Genomic DNA, 22,535 nt, shown 5'->3' with positions numbered 1-22,535 from the left:
TGAGATCATGAGCGCATCTCTCATCGACCTGCCGATGATCTGGGCCGCCATCATCGCCTTCGCCGTCTTCGCCTATGTGGTGATGGACGGATTCGATCTCGGCATCGGCATACTCTTTCCCGTCTTCGCCGTCGGCGAGGAACGCGATCAGGCGATGAATTCCATCGCCCCGGTCTGGGACGGCAACGAGACCTGGCTGGTGTTGGGCGGTGGCGGCTTGTTCGCCGCCTTCCCCCTCGCCTTCGCCATCATCATGCCGGCAGTCTATCCCTTGGTGATCGCCATGCTGCTCGGCCTGGTGTTTCGCGGCGTCGCCTTCGAGTTTCGCTTCCGCGATCCCAGCCACCGGCCCTATTGGGATGCGGCCTTCACCATCGGCTCAGTCGTCGCGGCCTTCGCGCAGGGCATGATCCTCGGCGCGCTGCTGCAAGGCATTGCGGTGGAAAACCGCGCCTATGGCGGCGGCTGGCTCGACTGGCTGTCGCCCTTCAGCCTGCTCACCGGCGTCAGCACGGTGATCGGCTATGCGCTGCTCGGTGCCACCTGGCTGATCTGGAAGACCGAGGGACGCGCGCAAGAGCATGCGCGGCGGCTGGCTTGGACTTCTTTCATCGGCACGCTGATCGCCATTCTAGCCGTCAGCCTGGCGACGCCGTTTCTGGCCTATGGCTATTACCAGCGCTGGTTCACCTTCCCTAATGTGCTGGTGACCGCGCAGGTGCCGCTGCTCACCGCCATCCTTGCCGCCATGTTCTGGCTCGCCATGCGCCGGCAGCACGAGAGCTGGCCGTTCTTTCTGGCGCTGGCGCTCTTCCTGATGTGCTTCGCCGGCCTCGGCGTCAGCATGTATCCCTATGTCGTGCCCGACAAGGTGACGATCTGGGATGCGGCCGCGCCGCACCGCAGCCAGTCCTTCATGCTGGTTGGCGTCGTGATCATCCTGCCGCTCATCCTCGCCTATACGAGCTGGGCCTATTGGGTGTTCCGCGGCAAGGCCGGCACGGAGGGCTATCACTGATGGCCGCGCCAAACATGCAGCCGCAGGCGCCGCTGTGGCAGCGGCTGCTGTGGATGGCCGGGATCTGGCTTGCCAGCATCACGGCCCTCGGCATCGTCGCCTACGGCATCCGCTTCTGGCTCAAGGGCTAAAGAGGATGCCGTAGCGGCTTCAAGCCTGCTTGCTGCGCGCCGCCAGGCCAAGGCCGATCCAGGCCGCGCCGGCGAATATCAGATCGATGCCGAGGAAAATGCCGAGCGCGTAAAGGCCCGACAGCGGCCAGCCCGACAACAGGATCGCGCCAAGGATCACCGTCAGCAATCCCGAGAGGCCCACCCAGATCCAGGGCGACTCGCTCTTCATATTGAAAGCGAGAATGATGCGCAGCACCCCCGAGACAATCAGCGAAATGCCCAGCATCAACGTCAGCGCCGCCGCCGCGAGCAGCGGGTTGAGATAGCAGATCACGCCCGAGGCGATGTAGAGCAGCCCGAGCAAGAACCAGAGGATGAACTTGCCCCAGCTCTTGAACTGAAACGAGTTGATGATCTCGAAGACGCCGGAGAGGATCATCATGAAGCCGACGATGAGCACGCTCACCACCGTCGCCATGACAACACTGCCGAGGGCAACCACGCCGGCGATGGCATAGACCACGCCGAGAGCGACGATCCAGCCCCATTTGGCCTTCAACAGATCGAAGGGCGCTGGAATGGTGGGTTGCGGGTTCGGACTTGCGGATGAAGCGTCTGTCATGACCAGCCTCCTGATTGAGCGAACGGAGCCACGATGCGCCGAAAGTTCGCCGGAGGCAAATCGCGATAAACTTGCGGCGTTTGATGAAAATCATCAAACGCCGCGAAGATGCATCAGAATAAGTGCTTTGGCCGGATCGGTCCGGTTACTTTTTCCAGATCGCCGGATCGGCCGACACGGCGCCCTTGACCAGAACGATTCTCGTCTTGTCGCCGCGAATGCCGAAGTCGTTGTCGTTAATCATCATGAGCGTGCCGTCTTCGAGGATGGCCAGGCCTTCAACCTTCTCCGGCGCGTCCTTGAGGTCGCGGAACGTGTCGAGGCGCAGCGTCTTCGTGACGGGCGTCACCGCGAGCGGACCGAGATCGTTCTGCTGTTCGAGCGTCGGCGACGTCGCGACATCATCCCACTTGCTGCCGAGAATGTTGGTCGCGCCGTCGAGCGTGATCTCGAACAGCTTTGTGGTCTTCTCGGTGCGCTCCAGCACCAGGACACGATCGGTGCCGAGCGCCAATATTTCCGAGATGCGCGGCTCGTTCTGGCGCGGCGACGGATCGAAACCGAACGACTGCGGATCGGCGAGCTGATAGACCCATTCACCCACGACCTTGCCGGCCTGGCGATCGAACTTGAAGAAGCGCGTGTTGCGCGCGCCCTGATAGGCCTTGGCATCTGGATTGGCGAGCGGGTTCTGCACCATGAAATAGAGGAAGGCTTCGTCCGGCGAGACGGCGATGCCCTCGATGCCGCGATTGCCCTGCCGCTTCGACAGGATGGCCGGCAGATCGGCGACGATCTTGGCTTCGGCGTTCTTATAGTCGCCGGCCGCATCGACCGGCACGTGCCGATCGAGGATGCGGCCATCGGCGGAGACATGCGCGATGGACGGACCCATTTCCTCGCCGACCCAGAACGTGCCGTCGGACAGGCGCACGATACCTTCGAGGTCAATGTTGTCGGGATCGTCGGGCAGCACATTGCCGGCGAGATCCATGCCGGTGTCCTTGGACGCCTTGGTCTGCGGGTTCAGCAGACCGGTGATCGTCGCGCCCGACTTCGCCTTACGCAGCGGGATCGTTTCGAGCAGTTTGAACGTGCCTTTGTCGCGATCGAGTTCAACCTTGTAGATCGACGGCACATAGTCCGGCGTCGGATAGATGCGGCCGTTGGAGAGCTTGCGGCAGGTCTGCGCGATCTCGTCGCCGAGGATCCCCGGCGCTTCGCTACAGGTCATGTTCGGGCCGCGATCACCGATGGTCCAGACGACATTCGGCGGATCGTTGCGATGGCGGAAAGCACCCGAGCCGATGCCGAGCGTATAGGCGCCCGTCTGGCCGTTCGGCAGTTTCACCGTCTTCCATTCCAGCTTCGGATCGTCGGAGGAAAAGATGCGTGACTGGATGGTTTCAGCCGCCGCCTGGCTGCCGAATGCGGCGATCGACAAAGCGACAAGGGACAGCGAGGCAAGCAGGGAAAAGGGCCGTTTCATAGTTCGTCTCCAGACACGTTCGCGCCCCTATGGAGCGCCTCAATGACAGCCGGATGACGATATTCACAGTCTCCGTGGCGGATGTTAAATTTCCCCTCAGACCGTACGGTTACGGCCAGCGGCCAGGCCGAACAAGGCCTGGAACAAGGTCACCACCACCACCGCCATCAATGGCACGGTCCAATTGTGTGCGACATCATGCAGAACGCCAAAGGCGACCGGCCCCATCGCGGCCACCAGATAGCCGATCGATTGCGTCATGACAGATAAAGATGCCGCCCGATAATGGTCGGACGAGCGCAGCCCGATGAAGGCAAGCGCCAGGACGAAACAGACGCCACTGCCCAGCCCCATCAGCAAGACCCAGAGATAGGCCAGACCCGGCATCAGGATCAGCGCGACGAGCGAGGCGGACATCAACAGCGAGGCGAAAAACACGAACGGCCGTTGGTCCGTAGCCAGTTTCAGGAGCGGCGGAATGCTGATGCCGACCACCAGCGAAATGAGCTGGAACAGAGTGATCAGAAAGCCGGCATTCTCCGCCGAATAGCCCATGTCCTGCAGGATCACCGGAAACCAACTGATGATGATGTAGAACGCCATGGATTGCAGGCCCATGAAGGCCGTGATCTTCCAGGCCAGCGATGAGCGCCAGACCGAGGTGCGCGGCACGCGCACGATGTTCTTTTCGCCCGATGTCCGTACGGCCGGCAGCAGCCAGGCCAGCAAAGCAATGACAGCTGGAATTGACCATACGGCCAAAGCCATTCGCCATCCTCCGGGCAACCGATCGGCTAACGGCACGGCAAGCCCCGAGGCGATCGCCGAGCTGAGCCCCAAGACCATGGCATAGAGCGTGGTCATGCTCTGCACGCGGCTCGGATAGTCGCGCTTGATGACGCCGGGGATGAGGACATTGGCGACGGCAATGCCGGCGCCGAGCATGATCGTGCCGCCGAATAGCGCTGGCACGGAGCCGTGCGAACGCAGCAGCATGCCTGCGATCAGCACCAGCATCGACACCACCAGAGTGCGTTCCAGCCCCAGCCGCCGTCCAAACTGCGCCAATGGCGAGAAACAGGCGAAGGCGAACAAAGGCAGACTGCTCAGCAGGCCGGCTGATGTGACGGAGATTCCGGTGCCTTGCCTGATTTCCTCGAGCAACGGCCCCACGCTGGTCAGCGCCGGCCGCAAATTGGCAGCCAGCAACACGAGCGCGAAGATCGGAATTGCCGCTGACGTATTGTTCTTTTGTTGCATCATGATCCGACCGCAGGAATACGGGGCACCGCTCGAAAAGCAAATCCCTTTTCCAGCAACGCTCCTGGTTATTCGCTACGACCGCGATGCAGCGCGCAGGCTAACGACCGAACATCTCGCGTTGACGACGATGCTGGCAACGATTTGCACAACAGCGATGATGATTGCGACCGAGCTGATCGAGCCAACACGCCAGCGAGCGATTGGCATTGGGAGTGATCCCCGAAAGACGGCGGCCCCCGACGCCCGATCGCAAGGCCGCGCGCAATCAATGATCCCCGCCCCCCGGCCAGCAGTCGTCCGGCCCCTCGCTCGCGATTGTGGGCAGGTGGCGCCGGGGCCAAGAAAGCGCCTTGACAATCACTATATGATATCTCAATCATAATAAGATAAGACCACAGGGAGGCCCGGCTCGGGTGAGGTCTGACGTGCCCAAGGACAATTCCGACGCGACTTTCGGCCTGCGTGCCTATCGGCGAATGGCCCGCATCCGCGGTTTCGAGCAGCTTTGCATGCAATTCAGCGAGGCTGGACTGGCGGTCGGCTCGATCCACCTCTGCGCCGGCCAGGAAGCCATTCCGGTCGGCACGCTGGAGGCGCTCGGCGATGAAGACCGCATTTCGGCGACCTATCGCGGCCATGGCTGGGCGCTGGAAGTGGGTCTCGATCCCTTCGCCGTGATGAGCGAAATCTGCCATCGCGCCACCGGCGTAAACGGCGGCCGCGCCGGCTCAGCCCTGATGATCGCGCCCGATCAACGTTTCATCGGTGAAAACTCCATCGTCGGCGCCGGCTATCCGATCGCCGCCGGCGTGGCTCTCGCCCAAAAGCTGCAGAAAACCGGCGGCATTTCCGTCGTCAGCATCGGCGATGGAGCTATGAACCAAGGCTCGGCCCATGAAGCGCTGGTCTTCGCCAGCCTGAACAAGCTGCCGGTGCTTTTCATTTGTGAAAACAATGGCTGGGCCGAGATGACGCCGTCGAGCGATGTCGCGCCCGTACCACGCCAGGCCCGCCGGGCCGGCGCCTATGGCATCAAGGCAGCGACCGTCGATGGCGGCGACCCGATCGCGGTGCGCGACAGCGTGGCGATGGCGCGTCAGCAATTGCTCGAAGGCAACGGGCCGATCTTCCTCGAATTCGAGACCGTGCGCCTCTGGGGCCATTACAACAAGGATGGCCAGCACTACCGGCCGAAGGACGAATGGGACGCGACGCAGGCCAAGGACCCGATCGTTTTGCTGCGTCAAAAGCTCATCGAACAGGACCCGCGTCTGGCGCAAGAGCTCGACGCGATCGACGGCGAGATGAAACAGGAAATCCAGCAGTTGCGGCAACAGGTTGAAGCCGCGCCCCTGCCCGATCCGGCGAGCGCCGCCGATCACGTCATCGCACCGAGCCCCACAGCCAAACGCGTGACGCGCAGCGGCGCTCCGGCCGAGACGACCTATGGCAATGCGGTGACCACGGCATTGAAACATGAACTGCAGGCGCGGCCCGAGCTTCTCGTCTATGGCGAGGATGTCGGCGGTGGCGGCGGCATTTTCGGCTGCACGCGTACGCTGCAAAAGACTTTTGGCCAGGATCGCGTGTTCGACACGCCGATTTCGGAAAGCGCCATTCTCGGATCGGCGCTGGGCGCTGCCATGATGGGCATGCGACCGGTCGTCGAAATCATGTGGGCCGATTTCATGCTGGTGGCGATCGACCAGATCATCAACCAGATGACCAATCTGCGTTACATCACCCAGGGCAAGGCGTCGGCACCGCTGGTGGTGCGCATGCAGCAGGGCACGACGCCAGGGTCCTGCGCTCAGCATTCGCAATCGCTCGAAGCGCTGCTGTTCCATATTCCGGGCCTGCGCATCGGCCTGCCCGCAACGGCGCAGGATGCCTACGACATGCTGCGCGCGGCCATCGCCAGCGACGATCCGACCATCATCATTGAATCGAGGGTTTTCTATCAACGCAAGGAAATGGCCGTTCTCGAAGGGCCAGTCGAGCCGATGGGCGGCCTGCGCCAGCGCCGCGCCGGCAAGGATATCGCCCTGGTGAGCTGGAGCACTGGCATGCCGGTCATCGAAAGCGCCGCCGAAGAGCTGGCGAAGCTCGGGATCGACGCGGCGGTGATCGACCTGCGCTGGCTATCGCCCCTGCCCGAGGATGAATTGATCGCTGCCGTACGCGCCGCCGGCGAAACCGCGCTTATCGTCCACGAAGCCAATCTGACGGGCGGCGTCGGCGCCGAACTCGCCTGCCGGCTGCGTGATGCCGGCATGGCGCGCGTGGCGCGGCTGGCGACGCCGGACGTGCGCATGCCGGCCTCGCCCGTGTTGCAGGCGCAACTGCTGCCCAGCGCCGCCAAAGTGGTGGCGCAGGTCAAAGCTCTTCTAGGGGGCGGCAGCGCGGTAATGCGGGCTGTCGCGGAATAGGCCGGTGTTGGGAGAGACACTGGCGATGTGAGGCGCGGAAGGGACGCGCAAGAGTGAGGGAGGGAGAAAATGAGCATTACACGACGCCACATCCTACAGGCAGGCGCAGCGAGCACATCCCTGTGCTTTGCACCCTATGTCCATGCGCAGGCACGAACGAACGTGCGCTATGCAACGTTGAATGCCGGCATCAGCGTGATCTTCGATGAATATCTGAAAGCGAAACGCTTCGACCACAAACACGGTCTCAACATCGAACTCGCCACCGCTTATACCTCGGTGCCCAGCTACTACAGCGATTTCATCGCCGGCAGTTTCGATCTCGCCATCGGTGCCTGGGACAGTTTCAAGGGCATGTCCGACAAGGGCGTGCCGGTGAAACTGGCCTCGATCTTCACCACCGCCGACATCATCAACATCGTCGCCGGCAAGAATGGCCCGCAATCGGCCACGGAACTGAAAGGCAGGCCGCTCGCTGCCGTCGTCGCCACGGGCTCCTACAACATGTGCCGGGCGGTGCTGAAAAACGCCTATGGCGTCGAGCTCGGCAAGGACATGCCGGTGCAGAACGTGCCGAACCCGGTGCAAGCGGTTGCCATGGTCGTCTCAGGCAATGTCGATGCGGCTTTGTCCTGGGAGCCGAATATCATCAGCGCTTTTGAAAAGGTGCCGGACCTCAAGGCCATTTTCAATCTCGGCCGCGAATATGAAAGCAAGCAGAAGCGCCCGCTGCCCTATTTCGGTCTCGCCGTCCGCAAGGAAGCGATCGCGCGCGATGCCGATCTCGCCAAGCGCGTCGATGCGACCTGCCGCGATCTCGTTGCCGCGATCAATGCCGATCCAACGGAAATCTACGGCATCGCGGCACCGAAGCTTGGTCTCAAAGTGTCCGACATGATCAAAGCCCATGAGGCCGGCCGCCTGAAATTCCTCAACCTGTCGATGTTGAACGAAGACGGTCGCGAGGCCATTCGCGCCGCCCAAGCCTATATCGACGAGAAGAATCCGAAGATCAATCCAGACTTCTTCCCGAGCTGACAGTCTCGTTCAAATTATCACGCATAAGAGTGGCCCATGACAATCGAAGTGATGCAGGAAAAACCCGCACTGCCGCGCCTGCCCAAACATGAGCGCTATGCAGGAATCGTCACCGCGGTGGCGATCGTCATCCTTCTCCAGATCGCCAGCATGGTGGCGCCGCATTATATCGCGCCGCCGCCAGCCGACATCATCAGCAGCCTGTGGAACAAGCTGCTGCCACTCTATGGCGACATGCTGCTTACCCTCGGCCGGCTGGCACTGGCCCTGGGATGCGCCATGCTCATCGGCACGGGTCTGGGCCTCGTCATGGGCATGTTTCCGACCGCACGCCCCTATGTGCGCTCAGTCGTGGTGATCGATACGGGCATTCCGGCCCTCTCCTGGATGTTGATCGCAGTGTTCTGGTTCCGCATGCCGGAACTGCGCATCTTCTTCATCCTGCTGGTTATTGTTATTCCGTTCTATGCCTTGGGCGTGGCCGATGCCATTCGCGCCATGCCCAAGGATCTTCTGGAGATGTGTGAGAGCTTCCGGCCGAACCGCTGGCAGGTGTTGCGCTATCTGATCTTCCCGCACGTTCTGCCTTATATTTTCGCCACCACGCGCTCGGTGATCGGCTACGCGACCCGCATGATCATCTTCGCCGAACTGATCGCGGCAACCGCCGGCATCGGGGCGCAGATGGGCCTGGCCCAGGCCAATTTCGATATCGCCACGATCCTTGCCTGGACGATCCTGCTCGTCGGGCTCAATATCGTGCTGCAACAACTGGTGACGTGGGTTGAGCAATATATGCTCAGCTACCGTCAGACGATCGAGGTGCGCTGATGCAAGCCGAGCTGATGCAAACCGCCCCGAAGACAACCGATCTGCCCGCCATTCAACTGCAACATGTCGGCGTCACCTTCGGCGACGTCGTGGCGATCCAGAACCTCTCCTTCGCCGTGGAGCGCGGCGAGATCGTCTCTTTCCTCGGCCGCACGGGCGCCGGCAAATCGACCGCGCTCAATCTCATCATGGGCAATCTCGCGCCGACGCGTGGCGAGGTGCGCGTGATGGGCTTCGATCCAAAAGCGGAGTTCCAGCAATTGCGCCGCGTCATCGCCGTCGGCTTCCAGACCGATCGCCTGATGCCGTGGCGTACGGCGCTCGAAAATGTCGAACTGGGCTTGCAGATCCTGCACGAGGAAAAAACGGCGACCCGCAAGAAGGCCACCGAATGGCTGGCGCGGGTCGGCCTCGAGCGCGCCGCCAATCTCTATCCGCATGAACTGTCCGGCGGCATGCGTCAACGCGTCAGCCTGGCGCGGGCGCTCGCCATCGACCCCGAAATCCTGCTGCTCGACGAATGTTTCAGCCAGCTCGATCATGTGACGTCGCAGGTGCTGCGCGCCGACATCAGCCGTCTGATCCGCGAACTGCGCAAGACCTGCCTGTTCGTCACCCACCGCATCGACGATGCCATCGAAATGGCGGATCGTATTCTCGTGTTCGGCGCACCGGCGAAGCTGCTGCTCGAACATCGCCCCACCGAAGCCGACCGCAATGATCCGGCCGCCTTCAAAGTCCTGCATGATCTGATCGCCGAGAAACTCGGCATCGTTGAATAGAGGGGAAACCCAGATGCTCAGCGCACAAGACAACCGCCTTCTGACGGAAACCGGCGAAGGCACGCCGATGGGGCATTTGTTCCGGTTCTTCTGGCAGCCTGCCCTGCTTTCGGAAGAACTGCCGGAGCCCGATTGTCCGCCGCGGCGGGTGAACATTCTCAACACCTATATGATCGCCATTCGCGACAGCTCCGGGCGGGCGCAACTGATCACGCCGGTGTGCCCGCATCGCGGCGCCGACCTGTTCTTCGGCCGCGTCGAGGAAGGCGGCATCCGCTGCGTCTATCATGGCTGGAAGTTCGACGCGGATGGCCGCTGCCTCGACGTGCCGACCCTGCCGGACAACGGCCAGCGCCAGAAGATGTGCGAGAAGATCACGCTCGATATCTATCCGACCCGCGAGGCCGGCGGCATGATCTGGGTCTATCTCGGCCCCAAGGAGCAGATGCCGGAATTTCCGGAACTGGAATTCACGCAACTGCCGCTGAATCATGTCTTCGTGACGAAGAAATATCAGGAGTCGAATTGGGCGCAGGCCTGCGAGGGCGGGCTCGATACGGCGCATTTCTCCTTCCTGCATCTGCCGATCGACAAGAACCGGCAGCAGGCCAAGGGCGCGGAGTTCGTCGGCCAGTCCTCGGCCGACGAACGGCGGCTGCAATGGATCCGCAACGATGGCGCGGTCCGCTTTTCCATCATCTCACACGAATCTGGTCTCGTGCTCGGCGGCGCCCGTCATGCCGATCCCGGCGACACTTACTGGCGCATCAGCCAATTCCTGATGCCCAACCATGGCCTCGCCCCCAACGCATTGCCCGGCGAAACCATGCACGGCCAATGCTGGGTGCCGATCGACGACACGTCGCATTGGATCTTCACCTATAGCTGGAACCCCGATCGACCGCTGGGCGTCGAAGAGGTCAAACGTTTCCGCACCGGCGCGTCGATCCATTCGGAAGTCGACGAAAACTATATGCCCTTCCGCAACAAGGCGAACGACTTCCTGATCGACCGCTTGGATCAGAAGCACAAGAGCTTTACCGGCATCAAGGGCGTGTCGGAACAGGATGCCGCCATTCAAATCAGCCAGGGGCTGATCGCCGACCGCACCAAGGAGCACCTTAATTCCTCGGACATCGGTGTCGTGCAGTTCCGCCGCTATATCCTCGATGCGGCGCGCGTGCTCGACAATGAAGGCCTGCTGCCGGCCGCCCATTCGCATCCGGAACTCTATCGTCTGCGCTGCGGCAGCCATGTCTGTTCCGACAAGATCCCGTTCGAAGACGTGATGGTGGAGCGGTTCGGCAACAAGCTCGGCCTCGCCACGGAACTTCCCCCTCAACCGACCCAGCAGGTCGCGGAGTAAGAGCACATGAATATCGCAGCCACCACCCGCCCCTCGTTCAAGCAGCGTATCGTCTCGGGCGAATTCGTCTGCGGCATCTTTGCCTGCATTCCGACCTTCCAGACGATCGAAATCCTCAGCCACACCAATATCGACTATCTCGCCATCGAAGCCGAACATGCGGCGACCAATATCCCGATCCTGCATCAGCAGATCGCGGCGGCCGGCGGGCGCAAGCCGGTTCTGGTGCGTATCAGCTCAGAACATGTCGACACGCTGAAGCCGCTGCTCGATCTCGGCGTCGATGCCATCATGGTGCCTAACGTCCACACCGCCGAACAGGCCCGTCACATCGTCTCGCTCACCCGTTTCGGGCCGGAAGGCCGGCGCGGCATCGGCGGCAGCGTGCGCGCCGCCCAGTGGGGTCTCGACAAGAATTACTATCGCAGCGGTCCCTCGCCGGTCGCCGTCACCGTGCAGATCGAGAGCCGCGAAGCTTTGATGAACCTCAAGGACATCTGCGGCGTCGAAGGCGTCGATGCGGTGTTCTTCGGCCCGAACGATCTCGCGGCCCAGCTCGGCTTCCCTGGCCAGCCCAATGCGCCGGAAGTGCGCAAGGCTCTCGAAGACGGCATGCAGCTCGCCCGCCAATGCGGCGTCATGACCGGCTGCCTCGCGGCCGCCGCCGATATCGCTCACTGGCGCAAGTTCGGCGGCACGTTCTTCATCAGCGGCGCCGATATCGGCGTGTTGATCCAGGGCACAAATGCGATTGCCGCCACCGTGGCCCAGGGCGCTTGAGATGACAGCGACGGACAACAACCGGCTGGCGGCGGAATGGGACTGCCAGCGTTTGCTGCTCGCCTTCTATCAGGCGATCGACGAAGCTCGCTTCAAGGACGTCGCGAGCTTCTTTGCCCCAGATGGAGAATGGCATCGAGCCGGCGCCGTCGTGCGTGGGCCGGCCGCCGTGGAGAAAATCTACGAAGGCCGCAGCACGGATACGCGCGCCCGCCATATCATCACCAATCTGGTGACGACGGCGAAGGGTGACGATGTGGCCTCTTTTTCGCTGTGCATCACCTTTTACACCGCGCCGGGTGGAGAGGGCGTGCCCACGGTTCCCGGCCCCACCATGGTGCTGTCGTCCCACGGCGACCTGGTGCGGCTCGATGGAACCTGGCGCATTCGCCGCAAGCAGACGGTCCGCGAATTCATGGTCGCGGCTTAACCATGGACGCGCCGCCGGCCCCATGTCAGTAACAGGACGACGACGCGCAACAGACGACTGGTCTTAAACTGATGAAAAATACCGACGAAGAGGCGCTCAACGGTGAGCGCATGGAAGACGAGGCTGAGGAACAAGCGCCGAAGCCGCGTGTGCAATCGGTGGCCCGGGCCATGTCGATCCTCTTCGCCGTCGCCCAGAGCCGCGATGGGCTCGGGGTCAGCGAAATCCGCCGTAAAACTGGTCTGCCGCTGCAAGCGACTTATCACCTGCTGCACACGCTGCAATCGCTCGGCCTGCTGCGGCGGGGCTTGGAAAACAAGTTTCTTCTCGGGCTGCGCGTCGGCGACCTGATCGACGGTTTCAACATGCAGTTCTCCTGCCCGGACGAATTGCGCGCTTTGGTCAAGAAGATCGCCGAAAAATCCGGCGAAACCAGCTATGTCTCGGGCTGGCTCGATGGCGATCTGATCACGCTGGCGGTGGAAACCGGCACCAATCCGATCCAAGCCTCAGGCGGCGCGTCGCGCCGGCGCGGCGGCGACATCCATGCGCGTGCGTCAGGCAAGCTGTTGCTGGCCATCGCTTCGGAGGAAGAGCGCGATAAATTCATCCGCGGCTGCAAGTTCCTGCCGCGCACCGCCAATACGATCACCACGGCGGAGGCGTTCCGGCGCGAAATCCGCCGCATTCAGTCCGATGGCTATGCGCTCGACGACGAGGAATATGCCGAGGGGCTGCGCTGCGTCGCCGTACCGTTCCGGATCGCGGGCGAAAATTACGCGGTCTGCGTCTCGGCGCCTTCGGAGCGCTTCACCGCGAACTTCACGCAAATTCTCGAACTGCTGCAATCGCTCAGCCGGTCGATGAAGCTGCCGAGCTTCGCCTGATCCCATCACCACCGCGATGATAAGCCTTTTGGAGAGCGTTCAATGTTGCCGACAAGCATGAAGGTTGCCGAGATCAAACAGCCGGGAGGACCCGAAGTCCTGACCTTGGCGACACGCCCGGTGCCTCAGCCCGGCCCTGGCGAAATCCTCATCGAAGTGGCGGCTGCTGGCATCAACCGGCCTGACGTCGTGCAACGCAGCGGTCATTATCCGCCACCGCCTGGCGCTTCCGATCTGCCCGGCCTCGAAGCCGCCGGCACGGTTGCAGCTCTTGGCGAAGGCGTGAGCCGCTGGAAAGTCGGTGACGCGGTGACGGCGCTGCTGCCTGGCGGTGGCTATGCCGAATATGTGGTCACGCCAGCCGATCATGCCCTGCCCGTGCCCAAGGGTTTCAGCATGGTGGAGGCCGCTGGCCTGTGCGAGACCTTCTATACGGTGTGGGGCAATCTGTTCATGCGCGGACGGCTGCGTGCCGGCGAGACCGTGCTCATTCATGGCGGCACGTCGGGCATCGGTACGACGGCGATCATGCTGGCGGTCGCCAAGGGCGCCACGGTGTTTGCCACCGCCGGCAGCGACGACAAATGCGCCACCTGCGTCAAGCTGGGGGCCACCCGCGCCATAAACTATCGCAATGAGGACTTCGTCCAGGTGGTGAAAGACGCCACCGGCGGCAAAGGCGTCGACGTCGTACTCGACATCATCGGCGGCGATTACATTCCGCGTAATCTGCAGGCGCTGGCGCTTGAGGGACGGCTGGTGCAGATCGCTTTTCTCGGCGGCACGCGCTCCGTCACCGTCGATTTCGGACAGATCATGATGAAGCGCCTCACCGTCACCGGCAGCACGCTGCGGCCGCAGTCGGTGCCGCAGAAAGCGAAGATCGCGGCGGAACTCGCCGAACATGTCTGGCCGTTGCTCAACGCTGGGACGATCCGGCCGCTGGTCGATTCCGTCTATCCGCTGGGCCAAGCGGCGGAAGCGCATCGGCGCATGGAATCCTCCGTTCACGTCGGCAAGATCATTCTCGACGTGAAAGGCTGATCCCGCCAATAGGTTGACGGCAAATAGTTTGGTTCCTATCGTCATGTGACGTTGGGAACCAGTTGATGCCGATCAAGACGACGAAAAAGCGTGTGCCCGCAGCCGCCGAGACGCCTTCACAAACCCATCTCGGCTGGCTCGGCGGAACCATCGGGTTCAACCTTCGGATCGCGCTGGAAGCCTCCGTCAGAACCTATCTTCGCAGCGTCGCCGACACCGGCACGCTGCAATGGCGGTTCGCCATTCTGGCACTCATCCATGAAAATCCGGGCATGACACAGGCGGCGCTTGGCAAGGCCATCAAAAGAGATACGTCGAGCCTTACCCCTGCCCTCGATGATCTGTGCGAGCGCGGGCTCGTCACGCGTGTCCGCCGGGAGAACGACCGGCGCAGCTATGAACTACGCCTGACCGCGCGCGGCCGAACGACGATGGAACAGATGAAGGTCAAGGTGCAGGCCCATGAGGAAGAGCTGGACCAACTGATCACCAAGGACCAGCGCGCCCGCTTGATCGCGATTCTGCGCCAGATCACGACCGGCCTGTCCTCAGACGAATGAGAGGCGCGCGTTCCGATCGAACGCGTTCTCGCTTCAGAGATTGGCCTTTTTCAGGATCGGCAACACCTTCTGCCCAAACAGTTCATGCGCGGCGCTGACTTCATTCAATCCGGCGCCCCAATGCAGAATGGCCAAGAAGTTTCCTGCGCCCGAACGCTCGCACTGATCGATAATTCTATCGGCGACCTGGCTCGGCGTACCGGAAATGAATTCATCGTCACTCACCGAAAAGCCGCCGCTCTGACCCTTCTGTCGCGGCGCATCAGGGATATGCGAGAACTTCATTCTCGGATCATTGGCGACGAAAGCCTTGTAACGCTCCGCCGCCGAATGAGACATTTCGTCGGCGGCCGTCTTGGATTCGGCGACGATGACGCGGCGGCGCAATCCCAGATGATCACCGCCGGCCTCCAGCCCGACGATCTCCGCTTCTGCGAGATAGGCATCGAAAAGAGCCTTCACCTCCTGCGTGGTCATGAAGCCTGTGCAAATCCTGCTGTGCCGACGGGCGGCTTTGCAGGCGGAATCCGCGCTGACGACCGTCGTCCATTTCGGCGGCTGCGGTTTTTGCGCCGGCCGCGGCAAAAGCGGGAGATGGTCGTATTTGAAAAATTCGCCGTCGTAATGGGCGATCCCGGTTTCGAGCGCTGAATCCAGAATCTCGATCGCCTCGTTATACATGCGCCGCGCCTGATCCATGGTCAGACCCACTTGCGCCAGCTCCTGCGGTACGCCGATGGCGGTGCCGATTTCAAGGCGTCCGCCCGAAAGCTGATCGATAAGGCCGATTTCTTCGACAATGCGCGCGGCCGGATAATAAGGAACGACCACCCCCATGACACCGAGGCGAATGGTCTTGGTCTTCATCGCCGTGGCCGCGATGAGGAGATTTGGCGAGGAGCTGAACGAACTACCGAAGTGATGTTCGCTGAAGAAAATGCCGTCGAAGCCCAGCGCTTCATCGCGCTGCCAAAGCGAGAGGTAGTCTGCAAAATATTGCGGCGTGGATTGGCCGGATGCCACAGCGGTTTGATCGGTCAATTCCGGAAAAAATTCAAAGACCCAAGTCCGTAACATGCTCTTTAGCTCCCAAATCGAGGCTTCCCGCGCTTTCACACGCGCGGCGGCCTCCCTCGCCACATCGAGGCCCTTTATCAATATAGTTTGATATCAAACTGTCTTGAGTCAAATAAAAATTACCCTTTGGTAGGAAATAGATTTGTTCCAAATAGGTTGACTCCAAACTAAATGCCTACGTAGGTTCGGACGCCGAATTCGGCTCAAGCTCGATGAGGTGGAGGGATCGAGCGCACCAGCAGCACCACATCAGCACTTTTACGCAGGTCACTTATTTGACGCGTCTTTGCAACGTTTGACCAAGTCAAACCGCAAAGCGCTATGCTTGCGAGATCAACGACCGGCTCTTTGGAGGGAGATCATGTCGAGAACGTTTAAGAGAGGATTGCTTATCGCTGTGGCCTTTGCGGTCGGACAGATGTCCACGGCTTTGGCGCAAACTTGGCCAACCAGCCCGCTTCGCCTCGTCGTCAGCTTTCCGGCCGGTGGCGCGGCGGACCAGTTGGCCCGCCTGATCGGCCAGCCGTTGAATGATACGCTCGGCCAACCGCTGGTGATCGAAAACAAGGCCGGTGCCGGCGGCAATGTCGGCGGTGAATTCGTCGCCCGCGCAGCCCCCGATGGCTATACGCTGCTGATGACATCAGGTGGCATGGTTTCGATCAATCCGCATCTCTACGCGAAGATGCCGTTCGATCCGACCACGGAAATCGTCCCTGTCGCCGCCGTCGCCCGCGTGCCGCTTTATCTGGTTGTGCGCACCGAAAATCCGGCGAAGGATTTCAACGCTTTCCTCGCCGACCTCAAAGCCAATCCCGGCAAGCGCAATTTTGGCTCGCCCGGCGTCGGCAGTTCGCCGCATCTGGGCGCGGAAATGATGCGGAGCATGACCAAGACGGATATCGTCCACGTGCCCTATCGCGGCGCGGCGCCCGCGCTCACCGACCTGCTCGGCGGGCAGCTGGACTTTCTCTTCGATCCCGGCATCGCGATCGAACATGTGAAGGCCGGCAAGCTCAGGCTGCTGGCTGTCGGCAGTCCGCAGCGTTCGCCGCAATTTCCCGATACCCCGACCCTGCACGAACTCGGCCTGACCGATTTTGATGGCGACTCGATCTTCGGCGTCTATGCGCCGGCTAAAACGCCGCCGGAAATCGTGGCGCGCCTGAATACGGAGATCAACAAGTCTCTGGCCAACACGACCTTGCAGGAGCGCATCAGCGCCATCGGCAACATCCCCTCGCCGATGACGCCGGCGGCTTTCGCGGAAAAATCCCGCAAGGATTCCGAGCGTTTCGGCGCCATCATCCGGGAACGTGGCATTACCGCTTCGAATTAAGTCGCGGTCGATCCACGCACGACCAAGGTGGGCCGGCATGAGCGAACGTCCGCTCCTGCCGGCGCTTTGCCGCCGATCCGATCGAGAATCAATGCTTCCGCCGCCTCGACCATTTCGTCCACCGGCAATTGCACGGCGGTGAGAGATGGCGACAGCAAACGGCACCAGACCGGATCGCCGTAGCCGACGACGGCCAATTCGCGGGGAATGGTCAGGCCTGCCGCTTGAATGGCGCCAAGGCCACCGATGGTCAGTTCGGAACTGCCGATGATGAGCGCGGTCGGCGCCGGCGACACGGCAAGCAGGCGCGCGACGCTATCGGATCCGAATGTCTGCCGCGGCGAAACCAGCGCCAGATAGCGTTCATCGACGGCGAGGCCAGCGGCCGCATGCGCTTCCAGATAACCGTTCAGCCGCGCCTGCCCGACGTTGATGTCCTTGCGCGTGCCGACATAGCCGATGCGCTTGTGCCCCTGCGCCAACAGATGTTCGGTGGCTTCCCGCATGGCGCGCGTATCGTCCATGCGCACGATATCGCCCGACAGCTTGGGCGATTGCCGCACGAATTGCACCGTCGGCACAGGCGCCAGCAGTTTCGCGGTCGTGTCCAGCAGTTCCGGTGTCGGCGTGATCAATACGCCGGCCACGCGCGCTTCCATCAGCGCGCGCACCTGCCGATATTCAACTTCGGGATGATCGTCCGTGTTGACGAGCACCATCTGGAAGCCGGCGCGATTGCAGCGCTCGGCCAAGGCGCGCGCCACGGCGCTGTAGAAATCATTGCGGATGTCGGGGATGGCGAGGCCGATGAGCGCATTGTGGTTGTAGCGCATGGCCCGCGCCGAAGCATTGGCAACATAGCCAAGCCGCAGGGCCGCCTGCCGCACCTGATGCTTGGTCTCCTCCGAAATGTTCGGATTGTCGTTCAGCGCCCGGGAGACCGTCGAGTGATCGATCCCAAGATGAACGGCGATGTCCTTAATCGTGGTGCGCCGCTGGTGCATCGCTTTCGACAGCCCTTCCCTCAACGTGCTGCGCGCAGTCTGTATGCAATTTTATGATTAATGCTCTTATGGAGTGGAATTGCTTCGGTAAAGCCCGACTTTGCACAGATGACCCACATTCTAGGTTATCCTACCCACAAAGTGAGCAGCCATTGCTGGCAATCGGCTCACTGTCTTGACAACGCACACGTGTGCATTTCATACCTCATACAATGCATTTTGCGAAGCATGACACCCTGGCGCCTCCGCGCGCCGGAGGGAGAAAGCTGCATCAAGCCAATGGGCTGGAGATAAAATATGAAGATCGCCGTGGTCGGATGCGGTGCGATGGGATCGATTTACGCCGCTCTGCTGGCCAGTGCCGGTCACGAGGTCATCGCCATCGATCGCAGCGCCGATCAGGTGCAAGCGATCAACGAACGGGGCCTGCATGTGGCAGGCGCCAGCGGCGACCGCACCGTTCGTCTGCGTGCCTCGACCGATATCCCTGAAGAACCAGTCGATCTGGTGATCGTCGCCGTAAAGGCGGGGCATGTCGATACCGTGCGTGCGCAGCTCTCGCGCCTGCTGGCACCGCAGACCATCGTCCTGACGATCCAGAATGGGCTTGGCAGCGCCCAGGCTGTGGCCGAAGCCGTTGGCGCCGAGCGTCTCGCCGTGGGCATTGCCGGCGGCTTTGGCGCCATCCGGCGCGGCCCGGCCGATGTCTTTCATAACGGCATGGAGACGATCCGCATCGGGGCTTTTGATGGCCTCACCGAAGCCCGCCTGAGCCCCATTATCAACGCCTGGTCGAAAGCCGGCTTCAAGACGGAATTTTCCAGCAATATCGTCGCCATGCAGTGGGAGAAGCTGATTTGCAATGTGGCTTACAGTGCCCCCTGCACGCTCACCGGCCTGACGGTCGGTGAAGTGATGGACGATCCTGATATGGGCCCTGTCAGCCGGGCAGCGGCGGCGGAAGCCTGGAGCATCGGCCTGGCCAATGGGGTGGCGATCAAAGTGAAAGATCCGGTGGAACACGCGCTGGCTTTCGGTCGCAGCGTGCGCCATGCCAAACCGTCGATGCTGCAGGATCACGAGCAGCGGCGGGTCAGCGAGATCGACGTCATCAACGGCGCCGTGCCGCGCGAGGCCGCCAAGGTTGGCTTGAGCGCGCCCGTGAACATGACGCTCACCCATCTTGTCAGGCAACGCGAACGCGCCTTTGGCGGCCGGGAGTAATGGCGCCATGCGCATCGTCGACATCATCGAACGCAGCGTGCCGCTCGAAGGCGCCATCTCCAACGCGGTGGTCTCCTTCACCGATCACGACGTTTCGCTCGTCGCCGTGGTCAGCGATGTCGTGCGCAACGGCCGCCCCGTCATCGGCTTCGGCTTCAATTCGATCGGCCGCTATGCGCAGCGCGGCATCCTGCGTGATCGCATCATCCCCCGCCTCAAGGCCGCCGCTCCGCATGCCCTGCTCGACGACGACGGCAAGGCCTTCGATCCGGCAAAGGTGCTCGCCGTGGCTTTGACCAATGAGAAGCCAGGTGGCCATGGCGATCGCGCCGGAGCCATCGCCGCCGTCGAACTGGCCTTTTGGGACCTCAACGCCAAATTGGCCGATGAGCCGGCCTATCTGACGATCGCCCGCGCCGCCGGGCGACCGGACGTGCAGCCGGCGGTGCCGGTTTATGCCGCCGGCGGCTATTACTATCCGCAAGGCAGCGGCAAAACTCTCACGGACGAGTTGCTCGGCTATCGCGATCAGGGCTTCGACGCTTTCAAGATCAAGATCGGCGGTGCGCCGATGGCCGCCGACATGGCGCGGATCGAAGAAGCACTGGCCGTCGCGGGCCATGGCAAACGCCTCTCGGTCGACGCCAATGGCCGCTTCGACATCGATGCGGCACTCGCCTATGCCCGCGCCATCGAGGGCTACGATCTGCGCTGGTATGAAGAGGTCGGCGATCCCCTCGACTATGACCTCAACCGCCAACTTACCGAACTCTATTCACGCCCGGTGGCAACTGGCGAAAACCTGTTCTCGCGGCAGGACGTGAAGAACCTGCTGCTGTTCGGCGGCCTGCGCCCCGGCCGCGACATTTTCCAGATGGATGCCGGGCTCAGCTACGGCCTGAGCGAATATATGGCCATGCTCGATCTGCTCGAACAATCGGGCTTCGACCGCGCGCAGGCTTTCCCGCACGGCGGCCATCTCATCAATCTGCATATTGCGGCTGGCCTTGGCCTTGGCGGCTGCGAAGCCTATCCCGGTGTCTTCCAGCCCTTCGGCGGCTATCCCTCCGCCTGCCCGGTTGGCGGCGGCTGGGTACGGCCGAGCGATGCGCCCGGCTTCGGCCTGGAGCAGAAGCCGGAGATCGCCGCGGTGCTCAAGACACTGTGCATCTAGATGCTTATTTTGACGCGTTTTCTTTACGCGAACCGCGATCCATTTCGCTTGAAAACGCTATAGCCATTCAGTGCTACGGCAGCATGGTCATGCCTTCGGGCGCGCGCTTGGTGCGCGTCCATTCCTCGAGATAACGCCAGGCGTTGTCTTCGAGATGCTTGAGCACCTTCGGATCGAAGGTCTCGCAGGTGATCTCGGTGCGATAGCCGTTCGGATCGAAGAAATAGATCGACTTGAACAGGCCATGGTCCGTCACGCCGACGACCTCGATGCCGGCGGTCTCGAGCCGCTTCTTATAGGCCAGAACCTCGGCCTCGGTCGGCACCGTGAGCGCCGTGTGCTGGACCCAGCGCGGCGTGTTGGGATCGAACTGCATGTCGGGTGCTTCCGGCAGCTCGAAGAAGGCGAGATAGGAGTTCGGCGCCACCTCGAAGAAAATGTGGATGTGCGGGCTGTGTTCGCCCGTCGAGGCGACCGTGTCGGCGGCAACCCCGAAATGATACCGCAGGCCCAGGAGGCCGCTGTAGAAATCGACCGTTTCCTTCGCATCCCGGCAGCGAAAAGCGACATGTGAAAAGCAATTGATGGCCATGATCCCTCTCCTGGCTTCGATCCGACCGGCCTAGAAAGCAAACGTGTGCATAATGGCAAAACCAGTCATTGACCTTAATACACACGTGTGCATTATGCCGCAACCTAGGATTTGCTGCGAGGGAGGGACGCGGTGCCAAGCCAGACTTCAGACATGACCTTGAGCGCGCCGGCCCCGGCGGAAACCGCCACCGCCTCGAAGCGGCTGCTTGGCGCCTGCTCCATCGGCACCTTCATCGAATGGTACGATTTCTTCGTCTTCGCCTCGGCGGCGGTCGTGGTTTTCGACCAGCAATTCTTCCCAAAATTCGACCCCATGACCGGCGTGCTGCTCGGGCTGATGACCTACAGCATCGGCTTCATCAGCCGTCCGCTCGGTGGCATCGTCTTCGGCTATATCGGCGATCGTCTCGGCCGCAAGCAGGCTCTCGTCTGGAGCCTCATCCTCATGGGCGGCGCGACCTTCGCCGTCGGCCTCGTGCCAAGCTATGCCTCCATCGGCGTGTGGGCGCCGGTGCTCCTGGTGCTCTTGCGCATCATCCAGGGCCTGGCCGTCGGTGGCGAAATGGGCGGCGCCATTCTGATGGTCACCGAAAGCCTCGATCCAAAGCGGCGCGCCTTCTGGGCCGCCTGGCCGCTCTGCGGCGCCATGCTCGGCAATGCCGCGGCCGCCGGCGTTCTCTCCATTCTGGTTTATGCGATGACACCGGATGCATTCAGCACCTGGGGCTGGCGTATCGCCTTCTATCTCTCGGGCATTCTGATCGTCATCGGTCTGTGGATGCGCCTCAGCGTCGAGGAATCGCCGGTCTTCAACCGCCTCAAGGCGCAGCACGCCAAGGCCAAGCCCCCGTCCCTCACCAATGCCTTGTTGCGCTCGCGCTGGCAGATTCTCTCGACGCTGGTCATCCGCGCCGGCGAAAACACCTTGTTCTATATCTTCATCACCTTCGGCATCGTCTATCTGACGCGTATCGTCGAGGTGCCGCGTTCCACGGCGCTTAACGCGGTGATGATTGCGTCCATCCTCGAAGCAATCTCTCTCCTCTTCCTCGGCATGCTGTCCGACAAAATCGGACGCAAGCCGATGATGATCGGCGGCCTGTTGCTGGCGCTCGTCTGGTCGTTCCTCATCTTCCGCATTCTCGACAATGCTACGTTCGCCGCGGCAACGTTCGCCATCAGCGTCGGTCTGCTCACCCATGCGGTGATCGCCATGGGCGAAGTGCCCTATTTCGTCGAGGCTTTTCCGACCGAAGCCCGTTACACCGGCTTCTCGCTCGGCTATCAGCTCGGCTCGGTGTTGTCGGGCGCCATCGCGCCGTTCATCGGCGTTGCCTTGATCGAGAAATATGGCTCGACATTACCGATCAGCCTGTACTGTCTGGTTCTGGTGGTGCCGGCGTTGATCGCAGCCTTCCTGGCAAGAGAAACACTGCATACCGATCTCAACGCCGGCGACGAATGAAGGTTT

At 61.8% G+C, this 22,535-nt stretch carries 22 protein-coding genes; 16 read left to right on the top strand and 6 right to left on the bottom strand.

Features of this window, described 5'->3' with window-relative positions; all coding sequences use genetic code 11:
- Positions 1-7 precede the first annotated feature (7 nt).
- Positions 8-1,018: a cytochrome d ubiquinol oxidase subunit II gene (gene cydB, locus OIM99_RS14340; protein WP_311851103.1), complete on the top strand. Its 1,011-nt coding sequence runs from the start codon at positions 8-10 to the stop codon at positions 1,016-1,018.
- Positions 1,018-1,149, top strand: coding sequence for a DUF2474 domain-containing protein (locus OIM99_RS14335; RefSeq protein WP_311851102.1), 132 nt, complete (start codon positions 1,018-1,020; stop codon positions 1,147-1,149). Before cydB ends, OIM99_RS14335 begins: the two co-directional genes overlap by 1 nt.
- A gap of 19 nt (positions 1,150-1,168) precedes the next feature.
- Here the strand turns inward: OIM99_RS14335 and OIM99_RS14330 are convergent, their stop codons facing one another.
- The 3 genes from OIM99_RS14330 to OIM99_RS14320 form a co-directional block, all read right to left on the bottom strand.
- Entirely contained in the window at positions 1,169-1,753 is a 585-nt protein-coding gene (locus tag OIM99_RS14330) for an HdeD family acid-resistance protein (protein ID WP_311851101.1), read from the bottom strand.
- 145 nt (positions 1,754-1,898) lie between these two features.
- Complete coding sequence (locus tag OIM99_RS14325; protein WP_311851100.1) at positions 1,899-3,242, bottom strand: esterase-like activity of phytase family protein; 1,344 nt, start codon at positions 3,240-3,242, stop codon at positions 1,899-1,901.
- A 96-nt stretch (positions 3,243-3,338) separates the two neighbouring features.
- Complete coding sequence (locus tag OIM99_RS14320) at positions 3,339-4,505, bottom strand: MFS transporter (RefSeq protein WP_311851099.1); 1,167 nt, start codon at positions 4,503-4,505, stop codon at positions 3,339-3,341.
- Between the two features lie 413 nt (positions 4,506-4,918).
- Between OIM99_RS14320 and OIM99_RS14315 the strand changes: the two genes are divergently transcribed.
- From OIM99_RS14315 to OIM99_RS14270, 10 genes are all read left to right on the top strand, one after another.
- Positions 4,919-6,934 carry a thiamine pyrophosphate-dependent enzyme gene (locus OIM99_RS14315; protein ID WP_311851098.1) on the top strand — a complete coding sequence of 672 codons (2,016 nt, stop codon included), beginning with the start codon at positions 4,919-4,921 and terminating at the stop codon, positions 6,932-6,934.
- Positions 6,935-7,003: 69 nt separating this feature from the next.
- Positions 7,004-7,972 carry an ABC transporter substrate-binding protein gene (locus OIM99_RS14310; protein WP_311851097.1) on the top strand — a complete coding sequence of 323 codons (969 nt, stop codon included), beginning with the start codon at positions 7,004-7,006 and terminating at the stop codon, positions 7,970-7,972.
- Positions 7,973-8,008: 36 nt separating this feature from the next.
- Positions 8,009-8,803, top strand: coding sequence for an ABC transporter permease subunit (locus OIM99_RS14305; RefSeq protein WP_311851096.1), 795 nt, complete (start codon positions 8,009-8,011; stop codon positions 8,801-8,803).
- Positions 8,803-9,585, top strand: a complete 783-nt coding sequence (locus tag OIM99_RS14300; protein ID WP_311851095.1) for an ABC transporter ATP-binding protein — start codon at positions 8,803-8,805, stop codon at positions 9,583-9,585. The genes OIM99_RS14305 and OIM99_RS14300 overlap by 1 nt, the downstream gene beginning before the upstream one ends.
- A gap of 13 nt (positions 9,586-9,598) precedes the next feature.
- Positions 9,599-10,951, top strand: coding sequence for a Rieske 2Fe-2S domain-containing protein (locus tag OIM99_RS14295; RefSeq protein ID WP_311851094.1), 1,353 nt, complete (start codon positions 9,599-9,601; stop codon positions 10,949-10,951).
- Between the two features lie 6 nt (positions 10,952-10,957).
- Positions 10,958-11,731: an aldolase/citrate lyase family protein gene (locus OIM99_RS14290; protein ID WP_311851093.1), complete on the top strand. Its 774-nt coding sequence runs from the start codon at positions 10,958-10,960 to the stop codon at positions 11,729-11,731.
- A gap of 1 nt (position 11,732) precedes the next feature.
- The gene (locus OIM99_RS14285; RefSeq protein WP_311851092.1) at positions 11,733-12,161 is read left to right on the top strand and encodes a nuclear transport factor 2 family protein; all 429 of its coding nucleotides are present in this window, start codon (positions 11,733-11,735) and stop codon (positions 12,159-12,161) included.
- Between the two features lie 71 nt (positions 12,162-12,232).
- Positions 12,233-13,048 (top strand): IclR family transcriptional regulator, encoded by an 816-nt coding sequence (locus tag OIM99_RS14280; protein ID WP_311851091.1) that lies wholly within the window; start codon positions 12,233-12,235, stop codon positions 13,046-13,048.
- A 42-nt stretch (positions 13,049-13,090) separates the two neighbouring features.
- On the top strand, positions 13,091-14,092 hold the full coding sequence (locus OIM99_RS14275) for an NAD(P)H-quinone oxidoreductase (protein ID WP_311851090.1): 1,002 nt from the start codon (positions 13,091-13,093) through the stop codon (positions 14,090-14,092).
- Between the two features lie 65 nt (positions 14,093-14,157).
- Positions 14,158-14,652, top strand: coding sequence for a MarR family transcriptional regulator (locus OIM99_RS14270; RefSeq protein ID WP_311851089.1), 495 nt, complete (start codon positions 14,158-14,160; stop codon positions 14,650-14,652).
- A gap of 33 nt (positions 14,653-14,685) precedes the next feature.
- On the opposite strand, the gene OIM99_RS14265 is transcribed toward OIM99_RS14270, so the two are convergent.
- Entirely contained in the window at positions 14,686-15,729 is a 1,044-nt protein-coding gene (locus OIM99_RS14265; RefSeq protein WP_311851088.1) for an LLM class flavin-dependent oxidoreductase, read from the bottom strand.
- Positions 15,730-16,090: 361 nt separating this feature from the next.
- Here OIM99_RS14265 and OIM99_RS14260 point away from each other — a divergent pair, with 361 nt between their 5' ends.
- Positions 16,091-17,068, top strand: a complete 978-nt coding sequence (locus OIM99_RS14260; protein WP_311851087.1) for a tripartite tricarboxylate transporter substrate binding protein — start codon at positions 16,091-16,093, stop codon at positions 17,066-17,068.
- Here the strand turns inward: OIM99_RS14260 and OIM99_RS14255 are convergent.
- Positions 17,065-18,072: a LacI family DNA-binding transcriptional regulator gene (locus OIM99_RS14255; protein WP_311851086.1), complete on the bottom strand. Its 1,008-nt coding sequence runs from the start codon at positions 18,070-18,072 to the stop codon at positions 17,065-17,067. The genes OIM99_RS14260 and OIM99_RS14255 overlap by 4 nt on opposite strands.
- Before the next feature lie 297 nt (positions 18,073-18,369).
- On the opposite strand from OIM99_RS14255, the gene OIM99_RS14250 reads away from it, so the two are divergent.
- Together OIM99_RS14250 and OIM99_RS14245 are read left to right on the top strand one after the other, a co-directional pair.
- Positions 18,370-19,296: a 2-dehydropantoate 2-reductase gene (locus OIM99_RS14250; RefSeq protein WP_311851085.1), complete on the top strand. Its 927-nt coding sequence runs from the start codon at positions 18,370-18,372 to the stop codon at positions 19,294-19,296.
- Between the two features lie 7 nt (positions 19,297-19,303).
- Positions 19,304-20,470, top strand: coding sequence for a mandelate racemase/muconate lactonizing enzyme family protein (locus tag OIM99_RS14245; protein WP_311851084.1), 1,167 nt, complete (start codon positions 19,304-19,306; stop codon positions 20,468-20,470).
- Positions 20,471-20,543: 73 nt separating this feature from the next.
- On the opposite strand, the gene OIM99_RS14240 is transcribed toward OIM99_RS14245, so the two are convergent.
- On the bottom strand, positions 20,544-21,062 hold the full coding sequence (locus OIM99_RS14240) for a VOC family protein (protein WP_311851083.1): 519 nt from the start codon (positions 21,060-21,062) through the stop codon (positions 20,544-20,546).
- A 132-nt stretch (positions 21,063-21,194) separates the two neighbouring features.
- Between OIM99_RS14240 and OIM99_RS14235 the strand changes: the two genes are divergently transcribed.
- Positions 21,195-22,529, top strand: a complete 1,335-nt coding sequence (locus tag OIM99_RS14235; RefSeq protein WP_311851082.1) for an MFS transporter — start codon at positions 21,195-21,197, stop codon at positions 22,527-22,529.
- Positions 22,530-22,535 lie beyond the last annotated feature (6 nt).

Origin of the sequence: Methylocella sp. CPCC 101449 (genome assembly GCF_031921685.1) — a bacterium.
Lineage (GTDB): Bacteria > Pseudomonadota > Alphaproteobacteria > Rhizobiales > Beijerinckiaceae > Terripilifer.
Note: the sequence above shows the minus strand (reverse complement) of the source record. Positions and strands in the feature narration are given on the sequence as shown.